This is a genomic window from Acidovorax sp. HMWF029 (assembly GCF_003060895.1).
Classification (GTDB): domain Bacteria; phylum Pseudomonadota; class Gammaproteobacteria; order Burkholderiales; family Burkholderiaceae_C; genus Acidovorax.
The window spans coordinates 23,493-37,150 of record NZ_QAIH01000105.1 but is presented as its reverse complement, the minus strand read 5'-3'; the positions used below and the strand labels follow the sequence as shown (position 1 = coordinate 37,150).

Annotated in this window: 13 protein-coding genes; 4 read left to right on the top strand and 9 right to left on the bottom strand. The window is 64.3% G+C overall.

The window, feature by feature from the left end; genetic code table 11:
- Positions 1-531: 531 nt before the first annotated feature.
- On the bottom strand, positions 532-1,746 hold the full coding sequence (locus tag DBR12_RS07085; RefSeq protein ID WP_108616610.1) for a CaiB/BaiF CoA-transferase family protein: 1,215 nt from the start codon (positions 1,744-1,746) through the stop codon (positions 532-534).
- Positions 1,747-2,193: 447 nt separating this feature from the next.
- Here DBR12_RS07085 and DBR12_RS07080 point away from each other — a divergent pair, with 447 nt between their 5' ends.
- A complete protein-coding gene (locus DBR12_RS07080) occupies positions 2,194-2,502 on the top strand; it encodes a helix-turn-helix domain-containing protein (protein ID WP_108616609.1) in 309 nt (102 codons plus the stop codon).
- A 127-nt stretch (positions 2,503-2,629) separates the two neighbouring features.
- A complete protein-coding gene (locus tag DBR12_RS07075) occupies positions 2,630-2,989 on the top strand; it encodes an FKBP-type peptidyl-prolyl cis-trans isomerase (protein ID WP_056061897.1) in 360 nt (119 codons plus the stop codon).
- An 85-nt stretch (positions 2,990-3,074) separates the two neighbouring features.
- On the opposite strand, the gene DBR12_RS07070 is transcribed toward DBR12_RS07075, so the two are convergent.
- From DBR12_RS07070 to ppsA, 4 genes are all read right to left on the bottom strand, one after another.
- Positions 3,075-3,593, bottom strand: coding sequence for a hypothetical protein (locus tag DBR12_RS07070; RefSeq protein ID WP_108616608.1), 519 nt, complete (start codon positions 3,591-3,593; stop codon positions 3,075-3,077).
- A 152-nt stretch (positions 3,594-3,745) separates the two neighbouring features.
- Positions 3,746-5,845, bottom strand: a complete 2,100-nt coding sequence (locus DBR12_RS07065) for a VC_2705 family sodium/solute symporter (RefSeq protein WP_108616607.1) — start codon at positions 5,843-5,845, stop codon at positions 3,746-3,748.
- On the bottom strand, positions 5,838-6,176 hold the full coding sequence (locus DBR12_RS07060; RefSeq protein ID WP_108616606.1) for a DUF4212 domain-containing protein: 339 nt from the start codon (positions 6,174-6,176) through the stop codon (positions 5,838-5,840). Before DBR12_RS07060 ends, DBR12_RS07065 begins: the two co-directional genes overlap by 8 nt.
- A 57-nt stretch (positions 6,177-6,233) precedes the next feature.
- Positions 6,234-8,624, bottom strand: a complete 2,391-nt coding sequence (gene ppsA / locus DBR12_RS07055; RefSeq protein ID WP_108616605.1) for a phosphoenolpyruvate synthase — start codon at positions 8,622-8,624, stop codon at positions 6,234-6,236.
- 265 nt (positions 8,625-8,889) lie between these two features.
- On the opposite strand from ppsA, the gene DBR12_RS07050 reads away from it, so the two are divergent.
- Positions 8,890-9,711 carry a pyruvate, water dikinase regulatory protein gene (locus tag DBR12_RS07050; RefSeq protein WP_108616604.1) on the top strand — a complete coding sequence of 274 codons (822 nt, stop codon included), beginning with the start codon at positions 8,890-8,892 and terminating at the stop codon, positions 9,709-9,711.
- 188 nt (positions 9,712-9,899) lie between these two features.
- On the opposite strand, the gene DBR12_RS07045 is transcribed toward DBR12_RS07050, so the two are convergent.
- Complete coding sequence (locus DBR12_RS07045) at positions 9,900-10,829, bottom strand: LysR family transcriptional regulator (protein WP_108616603.1); 930 nt, start codon at positions 10,827-10,829, stop codon at positions 9,900-9,902.
- A 173-nt stretch (positions 10,830-11,002) separates the two neighbouring features.
- Here DBR12_RS07045 and DBR12_RS07040 point away from each other — a divergent pair, with 173 nt between their 5' ends.
- Positions 11,003-11,989 carry a 2Fe-2S iron-sulfur cluster-binding protein gene (locus DBR12_RS07040; protein ID WP_108616602.1) on the top strand — a complete coding sequence of 329 codons (987 nt, stop codon included), beginning with the start codon at positions 11,003-11,005 and terminating at the stop codon, positions 11,987-11,989.
- A gap of 3 nt (positions 11,990-11,992) precedes the next feature.
- On the opposite strand, the gene maiA is transcribed toward DBR12_RS07040, so the two are convergent.
- From maiA to DBR12_RS22595, 3 genes are read right to left on the bottom strand one after another with little or no spacing between them, the layout of a single operon-like run.
- Entirely contained in the window at positions 11,993-12,631 is a 639-nt protein-coding gene (gene maiA, locus DBR12_RS07035; RefSeq protein ID WP_108616601.1) for a maleylacetoacetate isomerase, read from the bottom strand.
- A 2-nt stretch (positions 12,632-12,633) separates the two neighbouring features.
- Entirely contained in the window at positions 12,634-13,470 is an 837-nt protein-coding gene (locus DBR12_RS07030; protein ID WP_233244336.1) for a tripartite tricarboxylate transporter substrate binding protein, read from the bottom strand.
- Positions 13,471-13,497: 27 nt separating this feature from the next.
- A complete protein-coding gene (locus DBR12_RS22595) occupies positions 13,498-13,635 on the bottom strand; it encodes a hypothetical protein (RefSeq protein ID WP_233244335.1) in 138 nt (45 codons plus the stop codon).
- Positions 13,636-13,658 lie beyond the last annotated feature (23 nt).

Here is a 13,658-nt window from a genome sequence, read left to right as displayed (position 1 = left end):
CCCCCGCCCACCCTCTGGCCCGTCAGTCAGTCTTCGCATGGGCGTTTTTCACCACCTGCGCCATGCGCGCGGCTTCAGTGCATACGAATGCGGCGGCGGGCTCGGTTGGCTGGCGCTTGATCCCGCAGCCCAGAGCAATCAGCGCTATCCCGCGCCTCGGGCATCTCCATGGCGGCCCTGAAACCGTTGAACGACCGGACCAATCCGGCCTTGGGCTGGTGGGTGGGGCCACAGGCGGGATCAAGCCGTCCGGTTCGCAGCCCGGCAGGTCATGCCCGGCAATGGGGGTACTCCGGTCAGGTTCCAGGCTGAGTTGCCCAAAGGCGCTAGGGATGTCCTGCATAACCCTCGCGAGTCGGTGGTAGTGCGGATCGGGACAGGCCGCAAGGCGTCTTTTGGCAGCCAATAGCCCGGCTATTGGCAAGAAAAGCAACGCAGCGGACTGCCCGAGGCCGCGCTATCACAGACCGCAGGGAGTTGTTCAGGACATCCCTAGCGCCACAGTCAAGACCCCGGCGCTTCAAATGGCGATCAGGCGACGGCCCCTGCGGCGTGCAGCGCGGCCACTTCATCGGCCGTGTAGCCCAGACCCTGCAACAGCTCGGCCGTGTGCTGGCCCAGGCGGGGCGGGTCGCTGCGCACATCGAGCCGCTGGCCCGCCATGCGCAGCGGCATCAGCGTGATCTGCGCTGTCTGCCCGGCGCGTTCACCATCGGGCAGGGTGATGTCGGCCAGGCCACCGGTGGCTTGCAGGTGCGGGTCGTCAAACAGTTCCTCGGGGCGGCGGATGGGGGCAAACGGCAGGCCGTGGCGCTCAAAGATGGCCGCCAGTTCGTCGGCCGTGTGCACTGCCAGGCGCTCGCGCAGCACCGGCATCAGCGTGGGGCGGGCGCGCACGCGGTCATTGTTGGTGGCCAGGCCGGTGTCGGCCTTCAGGTCGGCATAGCCCATGGCGTCGCAGAAGGTCTGCCACTGCGCATCGCTCACGGCGGCCAGAAAGATCTGCCCGCCGTCCTTCACGCTGAACACGTCGTACACGGCCCAGGACGAGATGCGGTCGGGCATGGGCGCGGCGGGCTTGCCTGTGACGGCGTACTGCATCATGTGCTGGCCGACCAGGAAGACGTTGTTCTCGAACAGGGCCGAATCCACCTCCTGCCCGCGCCCGGTGATACCGCGCTGCATCAGCGCCGCCATGGCGCCAATCGCGCCGAACATGCCGCCCATGATGTCGTTCACACTGCTGCCCGCGCGCAGCGGGTCGCCGGGGCGGCCGGTCATGTAGGCCAGGCCGCCCATCATCTGCACCACCTCATCGAGCGCCGTGCGGTGCTCGTACGGGCCAGGCAAAAAGCCGGTGTGGTTGACGTAGATGAGGCGCGGGTTGGCCTGGCTCAGCGCGGCGTAGTCCAGGCCGTATTTCGTCATCACTCCGGGCTTGAAGTTCTGCGCCACCACATCGGCCGATGCAGCCAGCTTGCGCGCCACTGCCAAGCCCTCGGGGCTGCGCAGGTCGAGCGCAATGCTCTTCTTGTTGCGGTTGAACATGGGGAAAAAGCCCGCGCCCGCGCCCAGAAGGTGGCGCGTGCGGTCGCCGTCCACGGGCTCCACCTTGATGACCTCGGCCCCCAGGTCGGCCAGCACCATGCCGCAGGTGGGGCCCATGACCATGTGGGTGAACTCCACCACGCGCAGGCCTTCCAGCGGCAGGCGGGCAGATGAGGAGGCAGGTGTTGTGTCGTTCATGTTTGCAGCGTCAAAGAAGGAAGGGCAGGCGGTCGCGGCCTCGTGCGGCGCAGCGAGTGCCGCATTCTGCGGCAACCCGGCCTACCACAGCGTGCCGTGGCGGGTCTCACCCCGCCAGCCAGCCGCCCACGACACTGGGCCGGCACAAGCAGACCGGCCACGTCGATGCCTATAGCCACCCAAGCGCCCCCCCCGGCGGCCCAGTGGCGGGCGGGGTATCTGGCTCGGCAGGAGCATTGGCTTGCGGCTCCCTGAACCGTGGTCGGTTCGCAACATTTTGGCGACGAATGGCCCAAATTCCCCCTTCAGCGCATATGTGACGTGCATTCTGAGCTACCAAACTTGTAGCAAAATGGGTTCCGCGCTATAGTTTCAGCACAACACGGGCTCGACAACTGTCCGCCCGATCCGAATCGAGATCCAACACTTGCGCGAGGAGAAGCGTCCATGAGCTCCAAAGAAAATGTCGCCATCAACCAACTGTTCGAGCGGCTTGAATGCCGCTACGCACTGCGCGTGCTGTGGGCCCTGAAGGACGGCCACCCCCAGACCTTCCGCCTGCTGCAGGACAGCGTGGGCGGCATTACCCCCAACACGCTCAACACCCGCATCAAGGAATTGCGCGAAGCCGGTTTTGTGGACCACGGTAGCGACGGCTACACCGTCACCCCCTCGGGCGCCGACCTGCTCAAGCGCCTGTCGGATGTCCAAGCCTTCGCCACCCGCTGGGTGGCAGGCCGCGCCAAGAAGGTCTGAGCCCCCGTCGCTCTGGACCACGGCCCTGTACGGGGCATTCGATAAAATAACATTCCAAATAGCTTCTAGCGCGCGATGAGCAAGCGCTAGAAGCTATATTTTTAATAGCAATCAAGGAACCTCCAGCATGGCACTGACCACCACCGCATCCGGCCTGCAATACGAAGACACCACCGTGGGCGAAGGCGCCGAAGCCACCAAGGGCCAGAACGTGTCGGTGCACTACACCGGCTGGCTCTACAACAACGGCGAACAAGGCGCCAAGTTCGACTCCAGCCGCGATCGCAACGACCCCTTTGAATTTGCACTGGGCGCCGGCATGGTCATCAAAGGCTGGGATGAAGGCGTGCAAGGCATGAAGATCGGTGGCCAGCGTACCCTGATCATCCCCGCCGCCCTCGGCTACGGCGCCCGAGGTGCGGGCGGCGTGATCCCCCCGAACGCCACACTCAAGTTCGACGTGGAATTGCTCAAGGTTGGCCGCTGAACGCGGAGCCTTCGGTCAACAAAAAAGCAAAGCGGCCTGCGGGCCGCTTTTTGCTTTCCGAACTCAGGAGCGCCAGGGGTGGAGATCAATCAAACAGCGCATGGTCCAGCCGCTCGAACTTGTCGTCACCCACGGCTTCGCGGATCTTGGGAGCGAGTGCCGCCAGATCGTCGAAGCTGCCCGCACCTTCCACCGCCAGGTTCAGGCGAAACCCGCGCAGCCCGAGACCCGCCGTCAGCTCGGTCGCAATGGGGTAAGCGGCCTGGTAGCGCTCCTTGGGCGAGCGCCCCGAACCTTCGAGAGGTGAGGCGATGGTGCCCAGATCGGTGCCCGGCGCCTCCGGGGCCGCCACGTTGTCTGGCGCCAGGGAGGCGGCTGGGGCAAACACCGGTTGGGGCTGACCCGGCAGCGGGGCCAGCAGCCCCTGCGCAATCATGGTCTGGACGTCGTCCTGCGTGATGCCCATGGCCGCCGTGGCCGCAAGGACCTCGCCCATGCTGCGCTTGCCGTCAAAAAGGATAAACGCCGAACGCTGGCGCGAACTCAAACTGCCACGGCGATCCTTGAGGGCCTCTTGCCCGGCCTGGGTTTTGACGAGAACCATGCCTCTCCTAGGGAATGAATACGGTGGCGGCTAAGGCCAAACGGTTGCAATGACCGAAGGGCCACGCTGTGCAGCCCAGAATCCCATGTTTTGAAACCCATGGAAATCGGGGTTTACACATAAATACACCCGATCCCTGCCCGGCGGGAGACCTACATTTCCGAGCGAATGCGCGGCAGCTCAGGAGCTGGTCGTGTCATCCAGCTCAGCACCACAGTGACCAGCAGCCCGCAGGGCACACCAAACACACCGGCCGAGATGGGCTGAATGCCAAACCAGAGCCCGTCGGCCAGAAGCCAGCGGGGCAGCACGCCCTGCACGGCAGGCACGTGGGAGAGCATGTAGTACACCGCAATGCCCAACCCTGCGAGCATGCCCGCCACCGCCCCTTGCCGTGTGGTGCCGCGCCAGAAGATGCCGAGCACCATGACGGGCACAAAGGCCGATGCCGCCAGGGAGAACGACGCCGACACCATGGGCAGGATCTCGGAAGGCTTGAGCGCTGCCACAAAAGCCGCTGACAAAGCCACCGCCAGCAGCGCAAACTTGCTCAGGATCACGCGCTGCTCGGGCGAGGCCTTGCGCTGCGCGTTCTGGAAATACAGGTCGCGCACCAGCGCATTGCTGATGGTGAGCAGAAGGCCATCGGCCGTTGAAAGCGCCGCCGCCAGTCCACCCGCCGCCACCAAGCCCGACACCACATACGGCAGGCCACCCAGCTCAGGTGTGGCCAGCATGATGAGGTCGGCCCCGAGGCGGATCTCCCCGAACTGGATCAGGCCATCGCCATTCACGTCTTCCAGCGACAGGAGCGAACTGTCAACCCGCGACCATTGGGCCATCCAGGTGGGCAACGCCTCGAAACTGCTGCCCACCAGGTTCTGCATGACCTCGAACTTGACCAGCACCGCCAGCGCCGGGGCGCTGAGGTACAGCAGGGAAATAAAGAACAGCGACCAACCTACCGACGCCCTCGCCGCTGACACCGAGGGCGAGGTGTAGAAACGGGTGAGCAGATGCGGCAGGCCCGCCGTGCCCACCATCAGGCAGAACATGAGCGCCAGAAAGTTGCGACGCGTCAGCTCGTAGTCGCGCTGCTCTTCGGGCGTGCCATCAGGGTCACCCACATAAGCCTGGCTGTGTGGCGGCAGCCCGCCCAGGGGACGTGCGCGCTCGTAGTTCTCGCGCATCTCGCGGGTCCAGCGCTCGCGCGCGGCATTGGCATCGCGCGGCAGTGCGGCCAGCTCCCTGCTGGCGGCCACGATCATGCCCACGTCGGCGTTCTGGGCGCGCAGTGCCCGGATGCGCTCAAGCCCTTTCTCGCGCTCGTGCGCAAGCGAGGCCTCCACATTCTGCAGGCGCGCCTCGAAGTCCTTGGCGCGCTGCAGGTAGGCCTGCACCACCTGGTGCTCGGCCGGAGAGTCCAGCAACTGCGCCTCCAGATCGGCAATCTTGCCGATCTGCGCCCCATAGACCAGCGGCGCCAGCGGGTTGCCCAGCTGCTTGTAGGCCAGCCATGACACAGGGATCATGAACGCCAGCAGCAGCACCACGTATTGCGCCACCTGCGTCCAGGTGATGGCCCGCATGCCGCCCAGAAACGAGCACAGCAGCACCCCGCCCAAGCCCAACATGATGCCGATCTCGAACTGCACGCCTGTGAGGCGCGAGGCAATCAGCCCCACGCCGTAGATCTGCGCAACCACATAGGTAAAGGAACACAGCACCGCCGCCAGCGCGGCAATCACACGCGGCCAACGCCCACCAAAGCGCACATGGAAAAAATCAGGGATGGTGTAGAGCCCCATGGCCCGCAAGTGCGGCGCAATCAGCATGGCCACCAGGCAGAAGCCACCCGTCCACCCCAGCAGGTAGGCCAGGCCACCAGCCTGCCCGGGTGTGCCCGAAAAACCCTGCAGGTACAGCGCTCCCGACAGGCTGATGAACGACGCAGCGCTCATCCAGTCAGCCGCCGTGGCCATGCCGTTGTACATGGGCGGAATGCGGCGCCCCGCCACGTAGTAGTCCTCCGGGTCAGTGGTCCGTCCGTACACGCCAATGCCGGCATAGACCATGACGGTGAAGAACAGAAAGATCGGGCCGATCCAGTGGCGCGAGAGCCCCTGGTGCTCGGCCCAGGTCATCAGCGCCAGAAAACCCAACACCCCCACCACATAAAGCGCCAGGATGCGGTGCAGCCGCCACAGGTATGCGCGGTCACTGTCCACGCGGCCCTGCTCGCGATCAGCCATGGGGATGGTCTGCAGAGTTGCCCGACGACGACGGCGCCGATGCCGTCCTATCGCCGCGCTCCAGGCGATTCATGGCCCAGCCATAAACGACCACGATGCCAATGAACACCAGTACAGCGCCTTGCGCAGCAACCCAGTAGCCCAGCGGCCAACCACCGACCACCAGCGCCTGCAGATCCCGGGCGAAGTAAGTGGCACCAAACGATACCAGAGCCCACAGCAGCAACAGGACAGCCTTGAGCTTGAGGTGGCGCACGTCATGCAGATCAGGCGGGAAAGGCCCCGCCATCTCTGGGTCAGAGGGACGGGAGCCGGGCTGCTGCAGGGACATCACAAACGCGGTAGCAGGTGTTGCAAATGGCCCATGGCGGTGCAGCAGCCCCAAGGGTCAGCGGGCCAGTTGTTGCCAGGTGGCGATCACGCTGTCGGGGTTGAGCGAGATCGACGAGATGCCTTCCTTGGCCAGCCACTGCGCAAAGTCGGGGTGGTCGCTGGGGCCTTGGCCGCAGATGCCGATGTACTTGCCCTGGGCCAGGCAGGCCTTGATGGCTTGGTGGATCAGTGCCTCAACAGCGGGGTCACGCTCGTCAAAGTCTTGCGCCAGCAGCTCCAGGCCAGAGTCGCGGTCCAGGCCCAGCGTGAGCTGGGTCAGATCGTTGGAGCCAATGGAGAAGCCGTCGAAGAACTCCAGGAAGCGCTCGGCCAGGATGGCGTTGCTGGGCACCTCGCACATCATGATGACCTTGAGCTCGTCCTTGCCGCGTTGCAAGCCATGGGCGGCCAGCAGCTTGGTCACACGCTCGGCCTGGCCCAGCGTGCGCACAAAAGGCACCATCACCTGCACGTTGGTCAGGCCCATGTCGTTGCGCACGCGCTTCAAAGCCTCGCACTCCATGGCGAAGGCTTCGCCAAAATCAGCACTGATGTAGCGCGCTGCCCCCCGGAAGCCCAGCATCGGGTTTTCTTCCTCGGGCTCGTAGCGGCTGCCACCGATCAGCTTGCGGTATTCGTTGGACTTGAAATCCGACAGGCGCACGATGACGGGCTTGGGCCAGAAGGCGGCGGCAATGGTGGCAACACCTTCGGCGACCTTGTCCACATAGAAAGCACGGGGCGATGCATGGCCACGGGCCACGGATTCCACGGCCTTCTTCAGGTCGGCATCGATCTGGGGGTAGTCCAGAATCGCCTTGGGGTGCACACCAATGTTGTTGTTGATGATGAACTCCAGCCGCGCCAGCCCCACACCCTCATTGGGCAGCTGGGCAAAGTCAAACGCCAGCTGGGGGTTGCCCACGTTCATCATGATCTTGGTCTTGATGGGGGGCATGGCACCGCGCTGCACTTCGGTGACTTCGGTTTCGAGCAGGCCGTCATAGATCTTGCCCGTGTCACCCTCAGAGCAGCTCACCGTGACCAGCGTGCCGTCCTTCAAGCGCTCGGTCGCGTCGCCGCAGCCGACCACCGCCGGGATGCCCAGCTCGCGCGCAATGATGGCGGCATGGCAGGTGCGGCCGCCCCGGTTGGTGACGATGGCGCTGGCGCGTTTCATCACAGGCTCCCAGTTGGGGTCGGTCATGTCGGTCACGAGCACATCGCCGGGCTGGACCTTGTCCATCTCGGAGATGTTGTGCACCAGTCGCACGGGGCCGGTGCCGATCTTCTGTCCAATGGCGCGGCCTTCTGCCAGCACAGCGCCCTGGCCCTTGAGCTTGTAGCGCAGCTCGGCCTGGCCTTTGGCCTGGCTTTTCACCGTCTCGGGGCGTGCCTGCAGGATGTAGAGCTGGCCGTCGGTGCCGTCCTTGCCCCACTCGATGTCCATGGGGCGGCCGTAGTGCTGCTCGATCACCAGCGCGTAGCGGGCCAGTTGCTCCACATCGGCGTCGGTCAGCGAGTAGCGGTTGCGCTGCTCGGTGGGCACATCCACGGTCTTGACCAGCTTGCCGCTGGCGGCCTTTTCCTCCGGCGTGGAGAACACCATCTGGATCAGCTTGCTGCCCAGGTTGCGGCGGATCAGCGCCTTCTTGCCAGCCTTCAGCATCGGCTTGTGCACATAGAACTCGTCGGGGTTCACGGCGCCCTGCACCACGGTTTCGCCCAGGCCGTAGCTGCTGGTGATGAAGACCACGTCTTCAAAGCCCGACTCGGTGTCGATGGTGAACATCACACCCGCAGCGCCGAGGTCGGAGCGCACCATACGCTGCACGCCGGCCGACAGGGCCACCACGTCGTGCTCGAAGCCCTTGTGCACACGGTAGGAGATGGCGCGGTCGTTGTACAGCGACGCGAACACTTCCTTCATCTTGTGCATGACTTCGTCAATGCCCACCACGTTCAGGAAGGTCTCCTGCTGGCCGGCAAACGAGGCATCGGGCAAGTCCTCGGCCGTGGCGGACGAGCGCACGGCGAACGAAGCAGCGGGGTTGCCAGCGCTGAGCTTGGCAAATTCGTCGGCAATGGCCTTTTGCAGATCGGCCGGGAAAGGCTGGGCCTCGACCATGGCACGGATTTCAGCGCCCACCTGCGCGAGGGCGCGCACGTCTTCGGTGTCCAGGCTCTTGAGCTTGGCACTGATCTTGTTGGCCAAGCCATCGTGGGCCAGAAACTCGCGGAACGCGTGGGCGGTGGTGGCAAAGCCCGTGGGCACGCGCACGCCCTGCGGCAGCTGGGAGATCATCTCGCCGAGGCTGGCGTTTTTACCGCCAACGGCCTCGACATCGGTCATTCTCAGGTTTTCAAACGGTACGACCAGGGCGGTCGGGCTGAAAAGTGCAGACATGGGAAAGCTCCAGAAGTTGAAACCGGGTCTGCGTGCCGGGCCCTGGATGGCTCCTGGCAGGCGGCCATGCACGGCCTGAGGCTTTGTCGTTGTGGTTGTGGGCCGACGGTGTGCATGGTGAGAATCAGATAATTGTGACAATTGTAGGCCCGAGCATCTGGCAACGGGCTGACGCTTTCACTCGGTCGGCGCAAAACGGGAGATCACCACCTGCCCCGAGTGGCAATCCTGTTGGCGCAAGCCGCATCCAAATACAAGGGGCTCCATGCACTCGCGCACCGTATTTTTTGTCTCTGACGGCACCGGCATCACCGCCGAAACTTTCGGCAACGCCATCCTGGCCCAGTTCGAGATGAAGCCGCGCCATGTGCGCCTTCCCTTCATCGACACCGTGGACAAGGCCCACCAGGCAGTGCGGCAAATCAACCACACCGGCGAGGTCGAAGGGAAAAAACCCATCGTTTTCACCACGCTGGTCAATATGGAAGTGCTCAAGGTCATTCAGGAGGGCTGCAAGGGCATGCTGCTGGACATGTTCGGCACCTTCGTACACCCGCTGGAGGAAGAACTGGGCATCAAGTCCAACCACCGCATCGGCCGCTTTTCGGATGTGAGCCGCAGCAAGGAATACAACGACCGCATCGAGGCCATCAACTTCAGCCTGGCGCATGACGACGGCCAGAGCAACCGCGACCTGGCGGGTGCCGATGTAATCCTGGTGGGCGTGAGCCGCAGCGGCAAGACGCCGACCAGCCTGTACCTAGCCATGCAGTGCGGCCTGAAAGCCGCCAACTACCCGCTGATCCCCGAAGACTTCGAGCGCCGCCAGTTGCCGCCCGCGCTGGTACCGTTTCGCAACAAGATCTTTGGCCTGACCATCAGCCCCGACCGCCTGGCCGAGATCCGCGCCGAGCGCCGCCCCAACTCCCGCTATGCCAGCTTGGAGAACTGCCGCATGGAGGTGTCCGAAGCCGAGTCCATGATGCGCCGCTCCGGCATCCGCTGGCTTTCCACCACCACCAAGTCGATCGAAGAGATTGCGACGACCATCCTGCAAGAGATTCGACCGGAGAGACTGGTCTATTGAGCCCGCTGGCGCGACACGGTGATGCCACCCGCGCAGCGGCTGAATTTGGATAAAATCGGCTCCAGCGCTTATCCCACAAGCGCAATTAGCTACAAATAATATAGCAATCGTTCATTCACGCGGGAAGTCCGTGGAACGGGTTGGCGCGCACTGCCCGTCTCAACGTCGCTCAGAACGCATGCCAGCGGTCACGGAGAACCGCTGCCAGCGGTGCTATCGCCTCCAAACAACTCGAACACCATGCCTCGCAGCCACTGGTTCACCGGCTCGCGGTGCACTTTGGCATGCCAGAACGCACTGATAGGGGCGTCGGGTAGCTTCACCGGATGCGTGCGCGACACCAGACCAAAGGGCTCGACCAGTTTCTGTGCAAGGCGTTCGGGCACGGTGGCCACGAGTTCCGTGCTTTGCAGGATATGGCCCACGCTCACGAAGTGCGGCACGCTCAGCCGCACCATGCGGGCGATGCCCGACTTCTGGATCAGTTCATCGACGGTGCCGTGCCCCGTGCCTGCAGACACGATCACCAGATGCTCTGCGGCCTTGTAGTCCGCGAGCAGCAGCTTCGGCCGGTCCAGCGCGTGCCCCTTGCGAAACAGGCACACATACCGCTGGCGGAACAAACGCCTTTGAAAAAAACCCGCTTTGAGCTGCGGCAGCAGGCCGATGGCCAGGTCCACCTTGCCAGATTCCATGTCTTCACGCAGATTGGTGGCGCTGTTGCGCACCGTGTTCAGCGTGACACCGGGCGCCTCCCGGCCCAGGCGCTCCAGCAGGGCGGGCAGAAAAACAATCTCGCCGATGTCCGTCATGCCCATGGTGATGGTGCGCTTGAGCGTGGCGGGTGTGAACTGCGTGCGCTGGTTCAGCCCGCTGTGGATCATGCCCAGCGCGTAGCCCACGGGCTCGGCAAGCTGCTCGGCAAAGGGTGTGGGCACCATGCCGCCAGAAGTGCGCAAGAACAATTCGTCGTCAAAGATGCGGCGCAGCTTGGCCAGCGCGTTGCTGACGGCCGGTTGCGTGAGCCCCAGGTTGTCGGCCACCTTGGACACACGCCGCTCGACCATGAGTTGCTGAAACAGCACCAGCAGGTTCAGGTCGATATCCGATAGCTCCATCGCCGCTCCATCAAATCAGGTGATATGAAGCTTGGATGGTATTGCAGGCGGTGATTCGTCGGCACAATCGTCGACGCAATCCTCCACACCATTGACGACGCACTCGTCTGCATGATTTGTCCGCACCATTCGTCTGCATGGCGTGCCGTGCATGACCCCAAAGGCCGCCTTCCATGGACATCCTTGTTCAACCGCTGAATCGTGTGATCCGCGCCAAGCCCGGCGTGAATCTGCTCGACGCTTTGCGTGCAGCGCAGATTCCGATGTCCTACTCGTGCCTGTCCGGCCGCTGTGGGATCTGCCGGTGCAGGGTGCTTGATGGCGAAGTGCTTGACGGTGGGCGCGAACAGCAACGCCCACTGGACGGCATGGACGGGGCCGTTCTGGCCTGCCAGACCTATGTGACCGAGCCTTGCACCATCGAAGTACCCGCCCCCGAAGAGGCCGTGGTGCACCAGGCGCGCTCGGCCAAGGCCACCGTGGTGGCCATCGAGCCACTGGCGGCAGATGTCCGGCGCCTTCGGATCAAGGTGGCCAAGCCCATTGCGTTCTCACCGGGCCAGTACATGCAGATTGCGTTCACGCCAACGCATGTGCGCCCCTACTCCATGGCGAACCTGCCGGGCGAAGACCTGCTCGAATTCCACATCCAGCTGATGCCCCGGGGCCGGGTCAGCAGCTACATCGCAGAACAACTGAAGGTGGGGGACAAGGCCAAGGTCAGTGGCCCCCTGGGCGCCGCCTATCTGCGCCAGCAGCACACGGGGCCCATGCTGTGCGTGGCGGGGGGCACAGGGCTGGCGTCAGTGCTCTCGGTGGTGCGCGGTGCGGTGGCCGCCGGCATGCGCAACCCCGTCCATCTGTACTTTGGCCTGCGCTCACCCCGCGAGCTGTATGGCCTGGCGTGGCTCAACGATCTGCGCAGCCTGCACCCCGCGCTCAAGGTGCATGTGGTGGTGGCCTCGGGCGCGGACCCTGCAACACAGCGGCGCGGCCTGGTCACCCAGGCCATCGACCAGGACCACGCCAGCCTGCGTGGCTGGCATGCCTACCTGTGCGGATCACCGCCGATGGTGGAGACAACAACCCTGCTGGCGCTGGGCAAGGGCATGGAGACGACCCACATCCATGCCGAGGCCTTCTACCTGCAGGGTGACTGAGGTTCAGCTGGCGTCGGGCTGCGCGCCCGGCGCCGCTTGGCGAAACGCGTCCAGCTGCCCACAGGCCGCATCCACGGCCTGGATCTGCGGCCAACGCGCCAGATCGACCTTGAATCGGCGCGCGCTCTCGACCTGCGGGACCAGGTAGACGTCGGCCAGCGTAGGCTGATTGCCAAAGCAGAAATCACCGCGCTGCGGGTCACGGGCCAGCAGTGATTCGATGGCGTCAAACCCCGCCGCAATCCAGGTACCGCACCAATCGTTCACAGCAGCCTCGTGGGCACCAAAGCGGTGGCGCAGGGCCTCCAGAATGCGCCGGTTGTTGACCGGGTGAACGTCGCAGCCCACGATGGCGGCCAGGGCGCGCACCTGGGCGCGGTCCCCCGCATCGCCGGGCAGCAGCGGCGGGGTGGGATAGCGCTCTTCCAGCCACTCGATGATGGCGGGCGACTGGATCATCAGGCGCTCATCGGCGTCCAGCACGGGCACGAACTGCTGCGGGTTGATGGCCTTGAAGGCATCACCCAGATGCTCCTCACGCCGCAAATCGACCGCGACCTGTTCGTAGGCCACCCCCTTGAGGTTGAGCGCGATGCGCAGGCGGTGGGACGTTCCGCTTCGAAAAAAGGTATAGAGCTTCATGGTCAGTCCAGGGCAATCTTGGCGCGCTTGACGACCTCACCGAACGTGCGCGAATCGCGTTCAATGGCCTTGGTAAGTTCAGCGGGCGGGCCGATGTAGGGCTCAAACCCGAAGGTCGCCAGGCGCTCCTTGACCTCCGCGGTGGCCAGCACCTTGCCTACGTCGGCATTGATCTTCTCGATGGCCGCCTTGGGCGTGCCAGCGGGCGCGAACAGGCCCACCCAAGTCTTCACTTCAAACCCGGCCGGGCCGCCCGCTTCGCCCATGGTCGGAATGTCGGTGAAGCCCGCCAAACGCTGGGGCGCAGCCAGGGCCAGAAACTTCACCTTCTTGGCCTGGAACATCGGCCCCGCCGTCGCTGCCGTGCCAAACGCCCACTTGATGTCGCCCGTGGCCACCGAGGTGTAGACGCTGCCCATGTCCTTGTAAGGCACATGCATCATCTTGGTGCCCGTTGCCGCCTCCAGACTCGCCGCGCCCACATGGGCCACGCTGCCGATGCCCCAGGAGCCGTAGGTAATGTCGCCTGGCGCGGCCTTGGCCGCCTTGATCAAATCGCCCACATCCTTCCAGGGCGAGTTGGCGGCCACCACCACAAAGAAGTTGGTGAAGTACACCGGAGCGACGGGCTCAAAGTCTTTGGCCGGGTCGTAGGGCAACTGCTTGAACACATGGGGCTGCAAGGCCATGTGCGTGTTGTCCACCTGCAGCAGGGTGTAACCGTCTGGCGTTGCGCGCTTGGCGTCGCCGATGGCGATGAAACCGTTGGCACCCGGCTTGTTGTCGATGACCAGTTGCTGCCCCCAGTTGCGCGACAAGCGCTCGCTGAAGATGCGCATCACCGCATCGGGGCCGCTGCCGGGCGATTACGGCGCGACGGAGCGGACGGGCTTGGCGGGGAAGGTCTGCGCCACGGCGTTGGGCACGCTCGCGGAGGCCACAAGGGCCAGCGCGCAAAGCGCCAGGGCAGGTCTAAAAATCTGTGAACGAATGGCGGTCAGCATGGGGGTGTCTCCTTGGTTTTATG

What these genes read in the sequence shown, in the direction of transcription:
- DBR12_RS07045 (WP_108616603.1), bottom strand. Translation starts at nt 10,829, where the DNA reads ATGGAGCTATCGGATATCGACCTGAACCTGCTGGTGCTGTTTCAGCAA.
- DBR12_RS22595 (WP_233244335.1), bottom strand. Translation starts at nt 13,635, where the DNA reads ATGCTGACCGCCATTCGTTCACAGATTTTTAGACCTGCCCTGGCGCTT.
- DBR12_RS07050 (WP_108616604.1), top strand. Translation starts at nt 8,890, where the DNA reads ATGCACTCGCGCACCGTATTTTTTGTCTCTGACGGCACCGGCATCACC.
- DBR12_RS07080 (WP_108616609.1), top strand. Translation starts at nt 2,194, where the DNA reads ATGAGCTCCAAAGAAAATGTCGCCATCAACCAACTGTTCGAGCGGCTT.
- ppsA (WP_108616605.1), bottom strand. Translation starts at nt 8,624, where the DNA reads ATGTCTGCACTTTTCAGCCCGACCGCCCTGGTCGTACCGTTTGAAAAC.
- DBR12_RS07030 (WP_233244336.1), bottom strand. Translation starts at nt 13,470, where the DNA reads ATGCGCATCTTCAGCGAGCGCTTGTCGCGCAACTGGGGGCAGCAACTG.
- DBR12_RS07065 (WP_108616607.1), bottom strand. Translation starts at nt 5,845, where the DNA reads ATGGCTGATCGCGAGCAGGGCCGCGTGGACAGTGACCGCGCATACCTG.
- DBR12_RS07040 (WP_108616602.1), top strand. Translation starts at nt 11,003, where the DNA reads ATGGACATCCTTGTTCAACCGCTGAATCGTGTGATCCGCGCCAAGCCC.
- maiA (WP_108616601.1), bottom strand. Translation starts at nt 12,631, where the DNA reads ATGAAGCTCTATACCTTTTTTCGAAGCGGAACGTCCCACCGCCTGCGC.
- DBR12_RS07085 (WP_108616610.1), bottom strand. Translation starts at nt 1,746, where the DNA reads ATGAACGACACAACACCTGCCTCCTCATCTGCCCGCCTGCCGCTGGAA.
- DBR12_RS07060 (WP_108616606.1), bottom strand. Translation starts at nt 6,176, where the DNA reads ATGTCCCTGCAGCAGCCCGGCTCCCGTCCCTCTGACCCAGAGATGGCG.
- DBR12_RS07075 (WP_056061897.1), top strand. Translation starts at nt 2,630, where the DNA reads ATGGCACTGACCACCACCGCATCCGGCCTGCAATACGAAGACACCACC.
- DBR12_RS07070 (WP_108616608.1), bottom strand. Translation starts at nt 3,593, where the DNA reads ATGGTTCTCGTCAAAACCCAGGCCGGGCAAGAGGCCCTCAAGGATCGC.